General features: G+C 64.0%; 18 protein-coding genes and 1 pseudogene. 10 read left to right on the forward strand and 9 right to left on the reverse strand.

Annotated features, from left to right (window positions below):
- Nucleotides 1–30: 30 nt before the first annotated feature.
- Nucleotides 31–489, reverse strand: coding sequence for an Rrf2 family transcriptional regulator (locus tag KUW62_RS07940; protein ID WP_224814954.1), 459 nt, complete (start codon nucleotides 487–489; stop codon nucleotides 31–33).
- Between the two features lie 210 nt (nucleotides 490–699).
- Between KUW62_RS07940 and KUW62_RS07945 the strand changes: the two genes are divergently transcribed.
- The 4 genes from KUW62_RS07945 to KUW62_RS07960 all read left to right on the forward strand — a co-directional run bounded on the left by KUW62_RS07945 (nucleotide 700) and on the right by KUW62_RS07960 (nucleotide 4268).
- Nucleotides 700–1353 carry an alpha/beta hydrolase gene (locus tag KUW62_RS07945; RefSeq protein ID WP_224814955.1) on the forward strand — a complete coding sequence of 218 codons (654 nt, stop codon included), beginning with the start codon at nucleotides 700–702 and terminating at the stop codon, nucleotides 1351–1353.
- 6 nt (nucleotides 1354–1359) lie between these two features.
- Nucleotides 1360–1602 (forward strand): hypothetical protein, encoded by a 243-nt coding sequence (locus tag KUW62_RS07950; protein ID WP_224814956.1) that lies wholly within the window; start codon nucleotides 1360–1362, stop codon nucleotides 1600–1602.
- Nucleotides 1603–1765: 163 nt separating this feature from the next.
- Nucleotides 1766–1963: a hypothetical protein gene (locus KUW62_RS07955; RefSeq protein ID WP_224814957.1), complete on the forward strand. Its 198-nt coding sequence runs from the start codon at nucleotides 1766–1768 to the stop codon at nucleotides 1961–1963.
- A 112-nt stretch (nucleotides 1964–2075) separates the two neighbouring features.
- Nucleotides 2076–4268, forward strand: coding sequence for an NADP-dependent isocitrate dehydrogenase (locus KUW62_RS07960; protein WP_224814958.1), 2193 nt, complete (start codon nucleotides 2076–2078; stop codon nucleotides 4266–4268).
- Between the two features lie 49 nt (nucleotides 4269–4317).
- On the opposite strand, the gene KUW62_RS07965 is transcribed toward KUW62_RS07960, so the two are convergent.
- Nucleotides 4318–6534 (reverse strand): Ig-like domain-containing protein, encoded by a 2217-nt coding sequence (locus KUW62_RS07965; protein WP_224814959.1) that lies wholly within the window; start codon nucleotides 6532–6534, stop codon nucleotides 4318–4320.
- Between the two features lie 229 nt (nucleotides 6535–6763).
- On the opposite strand from KUW62_RS07965, the gene KUW62_RS07970 reads away from it, so the two are divergent.
- Both KUW62_RS07970 and KUW62_RS07975 read left to right on the forward strand, forming a co-directional pair.
- Nucleotides 6764–7000 carry a hypothetical protein gene (locus KUW62_RS07970; protein WP_224814960.1) on the forward strand — a complete coding sequence of 79 codons (237 nt, stop codon included), beginning with the start codon at nucleotides 6764–6766 and terminating at the stop codon, nucleotides 6998–7000.
- A gap of 266 nt (nucleotides 7001–7266) precedes the next feature.
- A complete protein-coding gene (locus tag KUW62_RS07975) occupies nucleotides 7267–8481 on the forward strand; it encodes an NADP-dependent isocitrate dehydrogenase (protein WP_224814961.1) in 1215 nt (404 codons plus the stop codon).
- A 23-nt stretch (nucleotides 8482–8504) separates the two neighbouring features.
- Here the strand turns inward: KUW62_RS07975 and KUW62_RS07980 are convergent, their stop codons facing one another.
- Nucleotides 8505–9404, reverse strand: coding sequence for a DUF1206 domain-containing protein (locus KUW62_RS07980; RefSeq protein WP_224814962.1), 900 nt, complete (start codon nucleotides 9402–9404; stop codon nucleotides 8505–8507).
- A gap of 307 nt (nucleotides 9405–9711) precedes the next feature.
- Here KUW62_RS07980 and KUW62_RS07985 point away from each other — a divergent pair, with 307 nt between their 5' ends.
- Both KUW62_RS07985 and KUW62_RS07990 read left to right on the forward strand, forming a co-directional pair.
- Nucleotides 9712–10506, forward strand: coding sequence for a TonB-dependent receptor (locus KUW62_RS07985; RefSeq protein ID WP_224814963.1), 795 nt, complete (start codon nucleotides 9712–9714; stop codon nucleotides 10504–10506).
- Nucleotides 10507–10529: 23 nt separating this feature from the next.
- A complete protein-coding gene (locus KUW62_RS07990; protein ID WP_224814964.1) occupies nucleotides 10530–11045 on the forward strand; it encodes a hypothetical protein in 516 nt (171 codons plus the stop codon).
- A gap of 57 nt (nucleotides 11046–11102) precedes the next feature.
- On the opposite strand, the pseudogene KUW62_RS07995 reads toward KUW62_RS07990, so the two are convergent.
- Both KUW62_RS07995 and KUW62_RS08000 read right to left on the reverse strand, forming a co-directional pair.
- A pseudogene (locus tag KUW62_RS07995) lies at nucleotides 11103–11858 on the reverse strand (class II glutamine amidotransferase); the annotation flags it as partial.
- Nucleotides 11858–12064, reverse strand: coding sequence for a DUF6356 family protein (locus KUW62_RS08000; RefSeq protein ID WP_224814965.1), 207 nt, complete (start codon nucleotides 12062–12064; stop codon nucleotides 11858–11860). The pseudogene KUW62_RS07995 and the gene KUW62_RS08000, both read right to left, overlap by 1 nt.
- 118 nt (nucleotides 12065–12182) lie before the next feature.
- Between KUW62_RS08000 and KUW62_RS08005 the strand changes: the two genes are divergently transcribed.
- Nucleotides 12183–12641, forward strand: a complete 459-nt coding sequence (locus KUW62_RS08005; protein ID WP_224814966.1) for an Lrp/AsnC family transcriptional regulator — start codon at nucleotides 12183–12185, stop codon at nucleotides 12639–12641.
- Between the two features lie 41 nt (nucleotides 12642–12682).
- On the opposite strand, the gene acuI is transcribed toward KUW62_RS08005, so the two are convergent.
- Nucleotides 12683–13675 carry an acryloyl-CoA reductase gene (gene acuI / locus KUW62_RS08010; protein WP_224814967.1) on the reverse strand — a complete coding sequence of 331 codons (993 nt, stop codon included), beginning with the start codon at nucleotides 13673–13675 and terminating at the stop codon, nucleotides 12683–12685.
- Nucleotides 13676–13729: 54 nt separating this feature from the next.
- The gene (locus KUW62_RS08015; protein ID WP_224814968.1) at nucleotides 13730–14833 is read right to left on the reverse strand and encodes a dimethylsulfoniopropionate demethylase; all 1104 of its coding nucleotides are present in this window, start codon (nucleotides 14831–14833) and stop codon (nucleotides 13730–13732) included.
- A 74-nt stretch (nucleotides 14834–14907) separates the two neighbouring features.
- Between KUW62_RS08015 and KUW62_RS08020 the strand changes: the two genes are divergently transcribed.
- On the forward strand, nucleotides 14908–15387 hold the full coding sequence (locus tag KUW62_RS08020) for a hypothetical protein (RefSeq protein ID WP_224814969.1): 480 nt from the start codon (nucleotides 14908–14910) through the stop codon (nucleotides 15385–15387).
- On the opposite strand, the gene KUW62_RS08025 is transcribed toward KUW62_RS08020, so the two are convergent.
- A complete protein-coding gene (locus tag KUW62_RS08025) occupies nucleotides 15384–15899 on the reverse strand; it encodes a DinB family protein (RefSeq protein WP_224814970.1) in 516 nt (171 codons plus the stop codon). The genes KUW62_RS08020 and KUW62_RS08025 overlap by 4 nt on opposite strands.
- Nucleotides 15896–16612 carry a DUF1326 domain-containing protein gene (locus tag KUW62_RS08030; protein ID WP_224814971.1) on the reverse strand — a complete coding sequence of 239 codons (717 nt, stop codon included), beginning with the start codon at nucleotides 16610–16612 and terminating at the stop codon, nucleotides 15896–15898. The genes KUW62_RS08025 and KUW62_RS08030 overlap by 4 nt, the downstream gene beginning before the upstream one ends.
- Nucleotide 16613: the final 1 nt, after the last annotated feature.

The raw sequence follows: 16613 nt of genomic DNA on the forward strand, positions 1-16613 counted from the left end.
CCTTCGGCCCAATCCCTGCTCTGCACCGGCCTATTCATCCACCAGCTCGAACAGGTTCGGGACGGCCGGGCATGGGGTCAGGTCGTTCTTGACCACGTCCGACAGCCGCGTCTGGTGCAAGAACACGTAGACATGGGCCGAAAATCCTTCCCACAACCGGTTCGTCAGGCTCTGCGCGCGGCTGCCGGACGTGCCGCCCGACGCGCCTGCCCCGGTATGGAGCGCGCTGACCGTCTCATCCACCGCCTCGAACACCTCGACTACGCGGATCTCCGACGCGGCGCGCGCCAGCTTGTAGCCGCCGCCGGGGCCGCGCACCGATTGCACCAGCCCTGCCCGGCGCAGCTTGACAAACAGCTGCTCCAGGTAGGGCAGGCTGACATCCTGCCGCTTGGCCAGTTCCGACAGGGATGTCAGCGCGCCCTCGGGCTGCAGGGCTAGATCAGCCATCGCCACCATCGCGTAGCGTCCCTTGGTGCTCAACTTCATCGCTGTCTCTCCCCCACGGGTCCCATCGCAAACGCGCAATCGGCGCTTGAATGATTGACCTTTCGCCGCCCCGCGCTTAACTGCGAGACAGCCCCGCGCGGCGGCCCCATGGCCACCCGCACTTTGGAATCGTTCTAAGCACGACAGGGGGACGCGTCAAGAAACCCGCGCCCTGTCCGCCGGAACGCACGAGACGATTAGGAGACGCGGATGCCCGAGGTCATTTTCCCCGGACCTGAAGGCCGCCTTGAAGGCCGTTACCACCCCCAGAAAGCCAAAGACGCCCCCATCGCCATCGTGTTGCACCCGCATCCGCAATTCGGCGGCACGATGAACAATCGCGTCGTCTACAACCTGCATTACGCCTTCCACCAGATGGGCTTCACGGTCCTGCGGTTCAATTTCCGCGGTGTGGGCCGGTCCCAAGGCGAGTATGACCAGGGCATCGGTGAGCTTTCCGACGCGGCCTCCGCGCTTGACTACCTGCAATCCATGAATCCCAATTCCAAGCATTGTTGGGTCGCGGGCTTTTCCTTCGGCGCTTGGATCGGGATGCAGCTTCTGATGCGCCGGCCCGAAATTACCGGCTTCATCTCCGTTGCGCCGCCGGCCAACATGTACGATTTCTCGTTCCTGGCCCCCTGCCCGTCCTCGGGCCTGATCATCAACGGCACCGCCGACCGCGTGGCCAAGCCCCAAGACACGCGCATCCTCGTCGATAAACTGCACGAGCAGAAGGGCATCACCATCACCCATGAGGAGATGGAGGGCGCGGGCCACTTCTTCGAGGATCCCGCCATGGACCCGATGATCGACCACGTGCAGACCTATGTCCGCCGCCGCCTGACCGAAAACACGAGGTAAGCGGTTATGGGGCTGGCAAACGATCTGGCAGAGCAACTGGCGCTGGACGCCTGCAATGCAGCCGACAAGATCGGTGATGAGACCCTGCCGGAGACCATCGCACAGGTCGTGGGCGCGTCGTCCCCCACGACGGAGGAGCTCTACCGCACCGCCGTCCGCGTGATCCAGGCCGAACGCCGCGCCCGCGGCATCCTCGAGCAGAGGATCAAGGCGGCGGAGGCAAAGGCGTCGGGCGGTGACACCGCCTAAAGGACGCAACTATTCATTATTGAATAGGCCCTTTTCGCCGCCCGTTTCCATGGTTTAGAAAATCTTACCCGAGCGGCTCGCCTCACGAGTCAGGAAAACTGATTCTGGGCGCGCGCACATTAAGGATAACAGCGACTCACCTGTATTTTCTGGAGTCACTGCCATGTCTCACCCCGCTGAAGCCGCGCGTCCGATCGAATTCGAGCTGACGTTCCTCAAGGTGTTCCGATTATCCGCGACCTATCGAAGCCTGTGCGTGCTCAAGCAATTGGCCGTTTGCGTCGTGCTTGCGCTCTACGGAACCGTCCTGCTTCTGGTCGTCGTGAACGCGGTAACGCCTTGGATGCTTGGGGCAGCGTAGCGGACGCACCATCCCCCTGCGACGGTATGCAACGGTATACGCTCTTCCCTTGTGCCCCCCGGATCGTCTAACAGACGCCAACAGACCCAATCGACCCCGGAGGGCACGCGCCATGACCAACCCCGATATCATCTATACCAAGGTGGATGAAGCACCCGAACTGGCCTCGGCCTCGCTGCTGCCGATCATCCAGCGCTTCGCCTCCGCCGCGGGCATCACCGTGGGTACCAAGGACATCTCACTTGCGGGTCGCATCCTTGCCACCTTCCCCGAGCATCTGAACGAGGATCAACGCATCCCCGATGATCTGGCCGCCTTGGGTGAACTGGTGAAGACGCCCGACGCCAACGTCATCAAGCTGCCCAACATCTCCGCCTCCGTCCCGCAACTCGTCGCGGCGGTGGAGGAGTTGCAGGCCAAGGGTTACGCCTTGCCCGACTACCCCGAGAACCCGCAGACCGACGAAGAGAAGGCCATCCGCGCCAAGTATGACGGCATCAAGGGCTCCGCCGTTAACCCGGTCTTGCGTGAAGGCAATTCCGACCGCCGCGCCGCTGCCGCGGTGAAGACTTACGCCCAGAACAATCCGCACCGGATGGGCGAATGGAAGGCCGACAGCAAGACGCGCGTCGCTTCCATGTCGGGGGGTGATTTTCGCTCGAACGAGACATCGGTGACGCTGACCGATGACACGACCGTACAGATCGTCCTGGAAAGCGACGGCAGCGACACGATCCTGAAAGACGGCCTGTCCTACCCCGCCGGCACCGTGCTCGACGCGACATTCATGAGCGCCGATGCCCTCGACACCTTCCTTGCCGAAGAGATCCGGAAGACCAAGAAAGAAGGCGTCCTTTTCTCGCTCCATATGAAGGCCACCATGATGAAGGTCTCTGACCCCATCATCTTCGGCCATGCCGTCAAGACCTTCCTCGCCCCCGTCTTCGACCAGTTCGGGGACGAGATGGCCAAGCTCGGCGTGAACCCGAATTCCGGCCTGGGCGACCTGCTGGAACGTGTGAACGGCCATTCCGAAATCATGTCCGCCATCGACGCCACGATGGCCGACCGCCCGCCGATGTATATGGTCGACAGCGACCGTGGCATCACCAACCTGCATGTGCCAAGCGACGTCATCATCGACGCCTCCATGCCCGCCCTCATCCGCGCAGGCGGCAAGGGCTGGGGCCCCGATGGCAAGGAACACGACGCCGTCTGCGTGATCCCCGACAATTCCTACGCCCCGGTCTATGATGAGGCGATCGCGTTCTTCAAGGAAAACGGCGCGCTCGATCCGGCCACGGCGGGCACCGTTCAGAACCTTGGTCTGATGGCCCAGAAGGCCGAAGAATACGGCTCCCACCCCACCACGTTCAAGATCGAGACCGCAGGCACCGTCAAGATGATCGCCCAGGACGGCACCGTGCTTCATTCCCATGAGGTGCAGCCCGGCGACATCTGGCGCTCCGCCTCCGCGCGCCGCGCCCCCATTGAGGATTGGATACAACTGGCCATCGACCGCCAGAAGGCCACGGGCTTCCGGTCCATCTTCTGGCTGGACGCGGACCGAGCCCATGACGCGGAGTTAATCCTTTACGTGAGAAACGCGCTGGAAGCCGCTGGCGTTGCTGACCAATTCGAGATCATGGCACCCCGCGAAGCCACTCGCGCATCGCTCGAGACGATCACCAAGGGCGAAAACACCATCGCCATCACCGGCAACGTCCTGCGCGATTACCTGACCGACCTCTTCCCGATCCTGGAACTGGCGACGTCGGCCAAGATGCTCTCCATCGTGAAGCTGATGCAGGGCGGCGGATTGTTCGAGACGGGCGCCGGCGGCTCGGCCCCCAAGCACGTCCAGCAGCTTCACGCGGAAAACCACCTGCGCTGGGACAGTCTTGGCGAATTCTGTGCACTCGGTGAGAGCTTCAAGTTCCTCGCCGATGCCAAGGACAATTCCAAGGCCCGCACCCTTGGCGACGCGGTCGAGAAAGCCACGCAAGGCATCCTCGACGACAACCGCTCCCCCGGCCGCAAGGTGGGCCAGCCCGACAACCGTGACAGCCATTACTGGTTCGCCCGCTATTGGGCGGAGGCGCTGGCAAACGGCCCCGATGCCGAGCTGGCCACGGAGTTTGCCCCGATGGCCCAGGCGCTTGCGCAGAACGAGGCGACGATCATCGCTGAGCTTGATGCGGGTGCGGGCGACCCGGCGGAAACCGGCGGATATTACATGAACGATCCGCACAAGCTGGCGGATGTCATGCGCCCCAGCGTGACGCTGAACGGGATCATCGGCTGACCGAGAGCGTCGTCCGGGGCGGGTCCATCCCTGCCCCGGCGCGCGCCCTTCAGAACCGCCAATCCACGCTCACATCCAGCCCGTAGGATTCGTAGCGTGCCTGACCAATCCCGTCATAGAACAGGCCAAAATCGAAGCTGACCGGCCCGGCGCCTTGCCGCCTGAGGCCCAGATCAATGCGCCCCCGCGCCCCCTCCGGATCGCCATTGCCGCCCTCCTCCGCGGTGAAAAGGCCCGCGAAGCCACCCACGAAATCCACGCCCCCCGTGCCAAGCGGCATGGTCCAATCCAGCGCCGCCTCCAACTGGCTCAACCTCACGCGCTGTGCTGCGACCGGGTTCGACAGCGCGTCAATGTAGCTCTCCGACCGGTCGTCCACGTAGGACCAGCCGATCAGGGGCCGCAGGGTCACGCGCTCCAATTCCACTTCGCCCGATAAGTTGACCGTCGCTAGGATGCGTTCCGTCGCGAAGCGGTCGGTATAGGTGCCGATGGGCGAAATCTCATTCTCCGTCCGCCCCCAAAGCAGCCGCGCGTCCAGATCGACGTCACCATAGCGCGCCACGTAATACGGCCCGATCAGCCAGCCCGTCCCCTCGATCTCCGCCAGCCCCTCGCCGGACGCCGCGTGGTCCAGTTGCAGCATCACACCCAGCAGCGTCTCGTCTTGCAGATACATGTGAGAGCCGAAGGTCAGATGCGTATAGGCCGTCTCGAACCCGTCCAGATCGCTCCATTGCGCGTCGAGCGCGGCCCAGATCGGCCCCTCCGTCCCGGTCCGCATCTGCACGATCCCCTGGCCCCGCGTGACCTGGATGTTGCCGCTGGGGCCATCATTGCTAAGCAGCCCGGCAAGATCGGGTTGCGCTGCAAGCAACGCCAGGCTCCGTGCGCCAAGGAAATCGCGGATCACCTCTTCCGCGACGGACCCGCTGGCGAAGGCACCGGTGGCGCTTGCCGCCGCCGACGGCGTGCCGCTCGCGTCCTGCACCGCGCTGGCGGCCACGTTCACCGTCACATTCGCGTCGCCATCCACGGTCAATTCCGCGGTCCAGGCCTGCCGCCCGCCGGTGATCGGCCCCAGCGTCCCGCCGGTGACGGAGATATCAGCCCGCTCGAAGCCCAGGACATCTTCGCCCCAATCGAACGTGACTGTCGCCGTGACCGGCCCCGTAAACCCGTCCGGCACTCCGGTGATCGCGACAACCGGCGCGGTGCCGTCCGGCGGTGGCGGGGTGGAGAGGGCCGAGGCGGTGTTGTCGTTGCCCGCCGCATCCTGGGCGACGCCGGCCAACACCTGCACGGAATGGGTGAACTCACTGCCCGGATCGGCCGTAACCACCGCACTGAACGTGGCGCAGGGGTCCGTGCCGCAGGTGTTCACGAAATCGGAGACCGTGGCATTGTTGGCGGTGATGTCGCCAAACACGAAACCGTTCACCGGCTCATTGAACGTGATGCCGATGCTGTAGGGATCGCCCGGGAAACCGGGGCTGCCACTGATCGAAACAGAGGGTGGAGTTACGTCGAATGTCCCCACATTGATCGGCCCCGTCGCGGCTGAGGTATTGCCCGAGGCCAGATCGGTATAGGCCCCTTCCGGAAAGTTGAAAACGACGGCCCCGCCGGTCACGCGACCGGGAAAGCCATCCGGAATTGTCGGTGAAGACACTGGTAGGCCATCGGTCTCGGTCGGCCCGTCGAAATTCGAAATGTCGACATCGACACCGCCCCGTATTCCGGCCCCACCCGGGTTTGTCACACCGAACGTGAACACGTATTGATCCGGCGCCGCCAGAAGCCTCGCACTGAGAAGCGAGATTTCCGGTCGACTGGCGATGGCATTGGTCGTGATTTCTGCGGCGGCGGTGTTCGCGCCACCACCGCTGGTTGCGTTGGCCACAGCCGCCGGAAGGGAGATGCGCCCGGTTCCGTCACCCGTTGCGGTGACGTCGAACGTGAAGACCGTATTGTCACTGGTCTGCAGGTTCGACGCCGCCAAATTCGTCAGAGACAGATCGCTCAATTCGAACCCCGTCACCGCCTCGCTGAATGTCAGCGTCACTTGGTCCCCGGCCAGACCCACATTTGCCGCAAGACCCGACAACGTGGCGGTGACCGGTGGCGGTGGATCGAATACACCGCCGCTGATTGCGAAGGATGCGACGCTCACGGATGGTTCGCCAGCCACTTCCGACGCCGTTGCCGTGAACGATGCCGAAACGGCCTGACCATTCTGGTCATTGTAGGAAATCGAACACGTCACGCTCGACGATCCCGAAGTCGTAATGGCAAGGCCGACTTCAGTTTGCGGAGTATCGAAGACGGGCGCATATGAAACAGTCCCCCCGCTACACACCAGCGCCGCGTTTGTGATCGCAATCGCTGGCGGGGCGGCGCCTTGCGGACGCAGGTCTATCGAAAATATCGCACCGGATGTGGTTTCTCTCCCGAAAATAGACAGCGACGCTCCGTTGATGCCTGGAGGAAGGGATATGAGCGGCACATTCACGCAGGTTTCGGCATCGGCATTCATTTGGAATGTAATCGCCGCCGTGGTGCCACCGGGGCTTGGCGGACCTGCCGTCGTTGCCGGGCAGGTTAACGATGCCTGCGCCGCCGAAACGGACAGAATGAACACAAAGAAAGCAGCGACTGCGCGAAATCCGGAACGAACCATGGAAATCCCTCAAAAAAACCAAACCCAAAGCGTCGCCGCGAGGAGACGCTAGATCCTGGCCTTCTTCCTGCGACGGAGGGGCACAGCCCCCGGGTTCAACCCCGAAGCCGACATCTTACCGGCGGGGCCTAAACCGCCGGAGGTTCTCAGGTACCTCAAAGATTTCCTGCGTTGCGGATTCGCTCAAGCGCGAACAAGGGCCTCCGCTCCGACCTGTGGCATCGACGCCACAACCCTGCCCGCCATCGCCGCTTTCCCATGCCGCATCCGTGGGTTACACCATCGCTCACACGCCCACGCCCTGACCGGAGGCCACCCATGACCAAGATCAAGGTAGACAACCCCATCGTCGAAATGGACGGCGATGAGATGACCCGCATCATGTGGCAGTTCATCAAGGACAAGCTGATCCTGCCCTACCTCGATATCGACCTGCTCTACTACGATCTCGGCATCGAATCCCGCGACGCGACGGACGACCAGATCACCATCGACGCGGCGGAGAAAACAAAGGAAGTCGGCGTCGCCGTCAAATGCGCCACCATCACGCCGGATGAAGCGCGGGTGGAGGAATTCGGCCTCAAGAAAATGCGGCGCTCGCCCAATGGCACGATCCGCAACATCCTGGGCGGCGTGATCTTCCGCCAGCCGATCATCTGCCGCAACGTGCCCCGCCTCGTCCCCGGCTGGACCCAGCCGATCGTCGTGGGCCGCCACGCCTTTGGCGACCAATATAAAGCCACCGACATGAAGTTCCCCGGCCCCGGCACGCTCACCATGAAATTCGTGGGCGAAGATGGCACCGTGGATGAGCGGGAGGTCTACAAGGCCGACGGCGCGGGCGTGTTCATGTCGATGTATAACATCGACGCCTCCATTTACGATTTCGCCCGCGCGTCCTTCAACTACGGTCTGAACCTCGGCTGGCCGGTCTACCTGTCAACCAAGAACACCATCCTGAAGCAATACGACGGTCGCTTCCTCGAAATCTTCGCCGAAGTCTATGAGGCTGAATTCAAGGACCAATTCGAGGAAAAGGAGATCTGGTACGAACACCGCCTGATCGACGACATGGTCGCCTGTGCGATCAAGTGGAACGGCGGGTTCGTGTGGGCCTGCAAGAATTACGATGGCGACGTGCAGTCCGATGTCGTGGCGCAGGGCTTCGGCTCGCTCGGCATGATGGCCTCTGTCCTGATGACGCCCGACGGCAAGATCGTGGAATCCGAGGCCGCCCACGGCACCGTCACCCGCCATTACCGCAACCACCAGGAGGGGAAGGCCACCTCCACCAACTCCATCGCGTCGATCTATGCCTGGACCGGCGGCCTCAAGCACCGCGCGAAGCTGGACGGCAATGCCAAGCTGATGGAATTCGCGGAAACGCTGGAGCGCGTGATCGTGGAAACGGTCGAGAGCGGGTTCATGACCAAGGACCTCGCCTTACTGGTGGGCCCGGACCAGAAATGGCTCACCACGATGGGTTTTCTAGAGAAGATCGACGAGAACCTGAATAAGGCACTTGCGGGCTAGGAATGCGCCGCTGATGGCGGGCCTCAGGCGCCCGTCACCTCCGCGGCGCTTTGCACGTCATCGCCCATCGCTTTCGGGACGATCCGGAACAGCGCGTTGACCAGGCAAAAGAGCGCGAAGGCCAGAAGGCCGACGCAGAGCGCGACCACAAGGATGCGCCCGAAGGCCCGGTCGCGCAGCCAGTCGAAGACCGAGCCAAGCCCGCCCGCCTCGGAAGGGTCGACCTCAATCGCGGCGAAGATCAGCAGCCCGCCGATGATCCCGACAAGGACACCCTGCGCCACGACGCCCAGGCGCAGCATCCAGTTCCAGTTCCGCGTGAAATGATTGGCGCGCAGGCTTTCCAGATAGGTCATCTGAAAGGCCTTGTGCAGGTAGTAGATGCCCGCCGCGACCGTCAGGCCGCCCGCGATGCCGATGATCCAGGTACCGCCCTGCATCCCCATGATCGCGCGCAAGAGGGATTGCGTGCCACCGCCGCCACCCGATGCGTCCGCCGACCGCGCAAGGCCGAGCGCGGTGATCGCAAGCACGCCGATCCCCGCATGGGCCAAACCAGTCACCACCATACCAGCCCGGGCGATCACGCCTTTGAGCGTCCAGCCATAGGCTTCCAGATCGTAGAAGCTGTCCACCGCGCGCCAGATCGCGTAGGCAAACAGCCCCGCCGCGATCAGCGCCACCACCAATGTCCCCCACCCGCCGTCAAGGGAGCGGAGCGCCGCCTCGGTCCCCTGCGCCTCCCCCCCTTGCCACACCGACAGGAGAGAGATGATCGCAACCGCGCAATAAACCATCGCACGCCCGCCGTATCCGGCGCGCATGATCGGGATCGCCCATTTGAAATCGTCCGGGCTGACCGCCGCCAGTATCTTCGCGCGGGCCTCGTCGGCCTTGATCGACGGCAACTGGCCGGTTGGCATGGGGTCGAAACCTCTCTGGGTGATGCGAGGGGCGGATGCGCGACAGATCGCTCCGCACCCATCGGCACGACATGTGGGGAAAGAACCGTCCGGGGCGCGCTTTTGTTCCACAAACGGCGCGTGGGACAGTGGTGCGACCGGTCGCCTTGCCATAGCCCCCACACCCGCGTCCAACCAACTCTCCCCTCATGCGTGGCAAAAGCGCCAGCCGCCACGAAGGAAAACGCGCGAAACCGGATCACGCTTTGACAGGCCACGCGCCGCCCAACAGATTGCGGTCAACGCAGTAACTCCGGGGCGCGATATCATGGGCATCCTTTCACCAACCGTGCAGACATGGCTCGCCAGCGCGGTGATCCTTGCACTCGCAGCGCCCGCCATGGGCCAGGGGCTGCAAGTCGGCGACGAATTCATCGCCATCGACGCCACAAGCGTGACGCGAGAGGACCTGGGGACGGAACGCAACGCCACAACGCTCATGGCGACGCACGGTTATCAGTTCAGCGGTGATTGGCAGGTGCTCACCCAGATCGGGTTCACCCGCAATGAGAACCGCTTTCCGCCCGCCGACACCCAGCATTCCGACGCCACCAGCCTTGCACTAGGGTTGTCCTATACCGGCTTCACCGGTGGAACGGCCACGGCGATGGTGATCTATGGCCGGATCGAGGAAGAAAGCGTGATCGGCGGCTCGACCACCACCGGGTCGGGCGATCTTCTCGGCCTGTCGCTGTCCTACCAGCAGATCGTGCCCCTGTCCGACCGGTTGGCCGCGATCGGCCTGATCGCCTATTCCACCACGGACAGCGATTTCACTTCCGCCGGGGCGGGCGTCATGAACGACATCACCGGCACGCGCTTCACCCTTGGCGCGACGCTGGCCTATTCCGCGACACCCGATCTAACGATCCTGGCTGGCGTCGATCATGCGGCGTCGAACCAGATCATCACCATCACCGGCAGTCAGGAACTCACGCGCGCCACGCTTGGCGCATCGTGGTCGCTCTCCCCCGATCTCGACCTGCGCGCCAGCTACGGCCACGCGATCAATGCCGAACAAACCCACAACCGGTTGAGCCTCGGGCTCACCCGCCGGTTCTGATGGCCTCGCAAAGGATGCTGACAATGACTTCGACCCTCCGACGCTCACTGGTCCTTCCTGCCCTTCTGCTCCTCGCCGCCATCGGGCTTTCGGCCTGCATCACCTACTCTGGCCCGACGGAGCTTGTGGACAGCGCGCGCAGTCAGGTCGCCGATCCCGAAGATCCCAGCCAGACCTACGAGATCGAGATGAACGTCTATGTCCGCGACACGACGCAAACCGTGCCGGGCTTCGGTGGCGGACGGGAGTATATCGGCACCACTTTTATCACGCAGACCATCATCACCCGCCCGGACGGCACGCAATTCGTGCTGGTGGTTCCGCCCGGCCGGTTCTTGGAAACCACGTCAGGGCTGTTCGGCCGTACCAGCGAACGCGGCTTTCCCACGGCGGAAGAGGCGGCGCTGGCCGCGCAGGAGGAAATCCTGGCCGCCATCGCAGAGGACAGCGCGGGCACGCTCTACCTGGAACCGGCCGGGGCGGCCAATCTCCTGCATTCCGATCTGATGTTCGCCACCGTGGATGCCGTCACGAACTGATCTAGACGACGGCCGCCGGTTCGGGGTGCGGGGTGGCGCTATCGCGTCGATGGCGCGCACCTCCACCTCCGCGCCCTCGAACCGTGCCACATGGCCCGCTGGCAGGGCCGTCCAACCGCCCTGCCCAACCTCAAGCGGTTCGCTGACCACGGCCCATCCCTGGCGCGTGTCGCTCCACCGGTAATAGACCGACGGCGCGATATGGTCCGATGACAGGCGCAGGGCATAGAGCCGCTTGCCATCGCTCCACGCCGCCGAGGATCGCAGATGCGGGGTCGTTCCGTGCGTGACCGACATGTCCCAAAGCCGCCGATGCACTGCAACCATCGCCCCGATCGGGTCGGCGTCCAATCCCGCCTCCAATGCGTAAAGCAACAGCAATTCGCTGTCCGTGGCCCCCTTGCGGTAGGGATAGAGCGCGTCGCTCACCCCCATATCCGCTTGTCTGCGAAACCGGTCGAACCCGCCGATTTGGCCGTTATGCATGAAGCTCCACCGCCCGTGAACGAAGGGGTGGCAATTGTTCCGACTTGTCGCCGCCCCGGTGGAGGCGCGAACATGGGCTAGGAAGGCGTGGCTCTTCACCGCCCGGCACAGGGAGGCGAGGTTCGGGTCCGCCCATGCGGGATAGACGTCGCGGTAAATCCCCGGCTCCGCCCGGTCGCCGTACCATGCCAGCCCGACGCCATCGCCGTTCAGCGCCGACTTGCACTCCGTCGCTTCGCGCGACTGGTGGATCAGGGAATGGCCGGGACTTGTGACCAGCTCCTCAAGATAGATCGCGCGCCCCAGATACGCCGCCCATCGGCACATTACTGGCCCCTGTTATGGGTCTTCGCGTACATCTCCGCGATGATGCGGCTGGCCGTTTTCTCGAACAGACACGGGATCACCGCATGAACCGCCGCCGCGCCCGCCGCCAGAAAGAGCTTGCCGCTGAACTTGCCCGCGAAGGCCGCATGTTCCAGATAGCTTTCGTCAACGCTTTGCGGATGGTCGAGGAAGACGCGATTGATCATGGGAAGCTCCTGTTCACTGCTGCTGCGATCAAGATGCCCCATGGGCCACGTGAAATGATCCCAAATGATGCGCAGAACCCGCGTGACGCGTGGAGATTTTCCCGTCATATTACGCAATATGATGACACTTGATGAAACCGACCGCCGAATCCTCGCCCGTTTGCAACGCCGCTGCGATGAGCCGTTGGAGGAGCTTGGCACCCATATCGGCCTGTCGCGCAACGCGGTCTGGCGGCGGATCAAGGCGCTGGAGGAGCGCGGCATCCTCAAGGGTCGCGTCGCGGTCGTGGATGCGGAGGCCGTGGGCCTTGGCCTGATGGTGTTTATCCAGGTCCGTGCGGCGCATCATTCGGGCGATTGGCTTGACCAGTTTCGCCGCGCCGTGCGCGCGATGCCGGAGATCTTGGGCGTCTACAGGATGACGGGTGATCTGGATTACCTGATCCGCGCGCGGGTGGCGGATGTGGCGGATTACGACCGGCTTTACCAGCGCCTAATCGACCGGGTGGAGATGGGCGATGTCAGCGCGTCCTTCGTGATGGAGGAGTTGAAGGAGGGCACCGCCCTCCCCCTTTGATCCCGCGCAATGGGTAAATCAATGCTAGATCAATTGACCCCTCAGGCGTTCACGTCCACCACGACCCGGCCCCGCACCCCGCCCTTCAGGATCGACCGCCCGAGATCGGGCAGATCGCTGAGTGTCGCGGGCTGCACCATCGCCTCCAGCTTCTCCATCGGCAGGTCCTTGGCGATGAAGTTCCATGCGCGCACCCGATTGTCGTAGGGCTGCATCACGCTGTCGATCCCCAGAAGGTTAACGCCGCGCAACAGGAACGGAATGACGGTCGCGGGAAGCTGCGCCCCGCCCGCCAGACCGACAGCGGCGATGGAGGCGCCGTATTTCATCTGTCCCAGCACACGGGCCAGCATGTCGCCGCCCACCGCATCGACGCAGCCCGCCCATGTCTCCGCCTCCAGCGGGCGCTTCGTGGTCTCGTTCAACTCTTCGCGCGGAACGATGCGCGTCGCGCCGAGGGATTTGAGGTAATCCGCCTGCTCCGGTCGTCCTGTCACCGCCGCGACCTCGTGGCCGAAATTGGCAAGGATCGCCGTCGCGATGGACCCGACGCCACCCGCCGCGCCGGTGACAAGAACCTCACCCTGGTCGGGTTTCAGCCCGTGATCTTCCAGCGCCATGATTGCAAGCATCGCCGTGAACCCCGCGGTGCCCACCGCCATGGCCTGTCGGGTCGTCAGACCGTCGGGCAGCGGCACCAGCCAATCGGCCTTGACCCGCGCTTTCTGGGAATAGCCGCCCCAATGGGCCTCCCCCACGCGCCAGCCGGTCAGCACCACCTTGTCGCCGGGCGCGTAGCGCGGATCGTCGGAAGCCTCCACAGTACCGGCCAGGTCGATACCGGGCACATGGGGGTAATTGCGCACCAGCCCGCCGCCGGGCCCGATGCACAGGCCGTCCTTGTAGTTCACCGTCGAATATTCGACTGCGACGGTGACATCGCCCTCGGGCAGACGATCCTCGGTCAGGGATTGGACGGAGGCGCTGGTCTTGCCCTCGTCATCTTTCTCCACCACCAGTGCATTGAAGCTCATCTCATCTCTCCCCGTTCATCCATTACATGAAGATCGTCTGGCAAAACCCTGCGATCAAATCCAGAATTTCTCTCGCACCTCGACATTGTAGGTGCCGTCCGGCGCCTCGACGTATAATTGCACACCCGGATCCCAATGGGTCATGCGGACCATGCCGATGGCCACGCCTTCCCCGAAATCCGGGCTGTGGGCGGCGGACGTGATCTGCCCCACCCGTCGGCTGCCCGCGAAAAGCGGCCAGGCGCGGTCGCAGGACGGCAGCGCGTCCGCCTCGATAGCCAGCGGTCGGATCTGTTGCACCGGGCCTTCCAGCGCCACCCGCAAGAGCGCGTCACGCCCAATACAGCCGATCGCGGTCGCGGTGTTGCAGAAGCGCCCGAGGCCGCATTCGTGCGGCGTGTTGTCGTCGGTCATGTCGTTGCCATAGCTCAACAACCCGGCCTCGATCCGTTCAATGCTGTTGGGACAGCCCGCATGGACATCAAGATCGCGCCCCGCCTCCATCAGCGCGTTCCACAGCGGCATGGCAATATCGGCCCCGTCCACGTAGATCTCGAACCCGCCCTGCTTGGAATAGCCCGACCGGGCCACCGCCATCGCGCGGCCCTGGAAATCGAACCAGCCGAAGCGGAAGAAGCGGATATCGCGCACCCCGTCCCCGAACACCCGCGCCATCAGGTCGTCGGATTTCGGACCCTGCACCGCAAGGGGCGAGACATCGGGTTCATCGACCAGCACGTCGAGGCGGTAGCCCTGCGCCACGCCCTTGACCCAAAGCAGCAAGTCGCTGTCGGCGATGGAGATCCACCAGCGATCCTCTGCCAGTTTCAGCACCACCGGATCGTTGAGCATCCCGCCCGTCTCATCGACCACCGGCATGTAGTAGCATTGCCCCGGCAACATCCCGCGCAGGTCCCGGGGCGTCAGCATCTGCACAAGGCGACCGGCATCGGGGCCGCGTACCTCCACCTGGCGTTCCACCGCGACGTCCCAGAGCTGCACGGCGGTCTTGAGGTGGTGATAATCCTCCTCCACCGAGCGGAACATGGTGGGCAACAACATGCGGTTATAGACGGTGTAGGCCTTCACGCCCGCGGCTTCGACACCGTCGGAAAACGGCGTGCGGCGCAAGCGGCGGGAGGGTGAGATCAGGGCCATTGCCGGGTCTCCTTACCTTGGCGGCGGTTCCCGTCCGTCCTAGGCTCCAAGCCGAACGTGAAAGGACCCTTTCCATGAAACACGGTATTATTCTTGCGGCGCTCGGCGCGGTGATGCTTGTCGGCCGTGCCGACGCCCAGACCCACAGCGCGGAGGCCGTTGCCTCCGCCGTGCTGGAGGGGATGCGCAGCCAGGATGCCGGCCTGATCGCGTCCCATTCCAATGCCGCCAACGCGGCGTTCTTTGCCGAGGCCGCCGTCGATCCCGACACGGCCTCCGAATTGTTCGACGGCACGAGGGGCGAGGCCGGCGTGACATGGGACGGGATGATCCTGCCCGCGCGGTATCGCACAGGGTCGGAGGGCCTGCCGGAGGCGATCATCCCCTTCGCGATCGAGACGGAGACGGGCGTCGCGGCACTCGGCTCCGGCCAGCCGGGGCGCTACATCTCCCTGGTCCTGACGCTGGATACGCCCGAGGATACCACTTGGGGGGCGGAGGACATCAACTTCATCGACCGCGCCGATTACCTGGCCGCGTCCGAGGCCCGCTAAACCCATTCCGGCACCTCGTCCGGCATGAAGGGCAGGTCCGTGTCCGTGGTCTTGACGCCCAGTTGCGTCAGCGCCGCGTGGACCTGTCCACGGTGGTGGGTCTGGTGGTTGAACAGCTGAACCGCGCACAAGGCGCGCGGCTTGGTGATCTCCCGCCCCGCCCCCATCGAATACCAGGTCAGATCGCCGTCGAAATCACTTGCATCCGCGCCCCAGGCCCAGGCGGCGATACGGGCGTCCAGCTTGGGACGTTCCGCCATCAGGGTGCGCCAGTCATAGGCGGTTGCGGTCTCGGTCAGGGGGGCGTCCGGCCCCGGACCACCATCGAAGCGCGAAATCCAGATCATGTCGCCCCAGAATGCGTGGGACAGCGTGCCCTCGATACTGGTCCAGAACAGCCCCCGATCCTCGGCCCGCTGCGCGTCGGACAGCCCGTCGCAGGCCTGGAACATCCATTGGTTCTGCCACGCATTGTAGCGCGCCATGCATTGCGCGTAGGCCGGGCCGATCATCCCTTGCCGCCCGCCGAGCCGGACCAGTCGATCGGACAGATCTCTGCCGACTTGCCGGAGAAATCCCACATCTTGCCGAAATCACGCACCTTCGATTTCAGCCCGCGCGCGGCGATGATGTCCGGGCCCATCCAATACTTGGAATTGGTGATCATGACCGGATGATCGGGATTGCCGCCGTCGATCATCTCGATCTCACCCTGGATCTTGCGGCCCACGAAAAGGCCGCGTTTCTTGCCGTCGCGGGTGATCTCCACCTTCTCGCGCTCGGCGCTCACGATGTCGGAGACCAGGAGCGTGAACAGCCCCGTGGTGCCGCCCGCAGCACCCGAGAAGATCTCCAGCAGGCCCTGGTAGGCCTTGCCGGAGGCGCGGTCATCCACGTAGGCCGCCACCTGCCAGCCACCCTCGGCCATCTTGCCGGGGATATAGACCATCAGGCCCACGTTCAGGCCGCTGAGGTCCTCCCCCTCGAAATGGCCTTCGTCGATTGCAATGCCCATCCACGCCTTGCAATCGCCCTCTGTCGGGTCGTGTTTGCCGAGCGAGACCACGCAAGGGCAGAAGACAGTGCAGGAGCAATTGAGGATCAGCTCGCCCTTGATCGCCCAATCGCGGGGTTTGAGCGCCCGGCGCTTGGGGTTGTCCATCCGCTGGTCGATGCGCTGGCTGACCGGCAAGCGGTCCGCGTCGGGGCGTTTCCTGGTGGCCATG

This window comes from Hasllibacter sp. MH4015, assembly GCF_020177575.1.
Taxonomy (GTDB): Bacteria; Pseudomonadota; Alphaproteobacteria; order Rhodobacterales; family Rhodobacteraceae; genus Gymnodinialimonas.

What these genes read in the sequence shown, in the direction of transcription:
- KUW62_RS07940 (WP_224814954.1), bottom strand. Translation starts at nt 489, where the DNA reads ATGAAGTTGAGCACCAAGGGACGCTACGCGATGGTGGCGATGGCTGAT.
- KUW62_RS07945 (WP_224814955.1), top strand. Translation starts at nt 700, where the DNA reads ATGCCCGAGGTCATTTTCCCCGGACCTGAAGGCCGCCTTGAAGGCCGT.
- KUW62_RS07950 (WP_224814956.1), top strand. Translation starts at nt 1,360, where the DNA reads ATGGGGCTGGCAAACGATCTGGCAGAGCAACTGGCGCTGGACGCCTGC.
- KUW62_RS07955 (WP_224814957.1), top strand. Translation starts at nt 1,766, where the DNA reads ATGTCTCACCCCGCTGAAGCCGCGCGTCCGATCGAATTCGAGCTGACG.
- KUW62_RS07960 (WP_224814958.1), top strand. Translation starts at nt 2,076, where the DNA reads ATGACCAACCCCGATATCATCTATACCAAGGTGGATGAAGCACCCGAA.
- KUW62_RS07970 (WP_224814960.1), top strand. Translation starts at nt 6,764, where the DNA reads ATGAGCGGCACATTCACGCAGGTTTCGGCATCGGCATTCATTTGGAAT.
- KUW62_RS07975 (WP_224814961.1), top strand. Translation starts at nt 7,267, where the DNA reads ATGACCAAGATCAAGGTAGACAACCCCATCGTCGAAATGGACGGCGAT.
- KUW62_RS07980 (WP_224814962.1), bottom strand. Translation starts at nt 9,404, where the DNA reads ATGCCAACCGGCCAGTTGCCGTCGATCAAGGCCGACGAGGCCCGCGCG.
- KUW62_RS07985 (WP_224814963.1), top strand. Translation starts at nt 9,712, where the DNA reads ATGGGCATCCTTTCACCAACCGTGCAGACATGGCTCGCCAGCGCGGTG.
- KUW62_RS07990 (WP_224814964.1), top strand. Translation starts at nt 10,530, where the DNA reads ATGACTTCGACCCTCCGACGCTCACTGGTCCTTCCTGCCCTTCTGCTC.
- KUW62_RS08000 (WP_224814965.1), bottom strand. Translation starts at nt 12,064, where the DNA reads ATGATCAATCGCGTCTTCCTCGACCATCCGCAAAGCGTTGACGAAAGC.
- KUW62_RS08005 (WP_224814966.1), top strand. Translation starts at nt 12,183, where the DNA reads ATGATGACACTTGATGAAACCGACCGCCGAATCCTCGCCCGTTTGCAA.
- acuI (WP_224814967.1), bottom strand. Translation starts at nt 13,675, where the DNA reads ATGAGCTTCAATGCACTGGTGGTGGAGAAAGATGACGAGGGCAAGACC.
- KUW62_RS08015 (WP_224814968.1), bottom strand. Translation starts at nt 14,833, where the DNA reads ATGGCCCTGATCTCACCCTCCCGCCGCTTGCGCCGCACGCCGTTTTCC.
- KUW62_RS08020 (WP_224814969.1), top strand. Translation starts at nt 14,908, where the DNA reads ATGAAACACGGTATTATTCTTGCGGCGCTCGGCGCGGTGATGCTTGTC.
- KUW62_RS08025 (WP_224814970.1), bottom strand. Translation starts at nt 15,899, where the DNA reads ATGATCGGCCCGGCCTACGCGCAATGCATGGCGCGCTACAATGCGTGG.
- KUW62_RS08030 (WP_224814971.1), bottom strand. Translation starts at nt 16,612, where the DNA reads ATGGCCACCAGGAAACGCCCCGACGCGGACCGCTTGCCGGTCAGCCAG.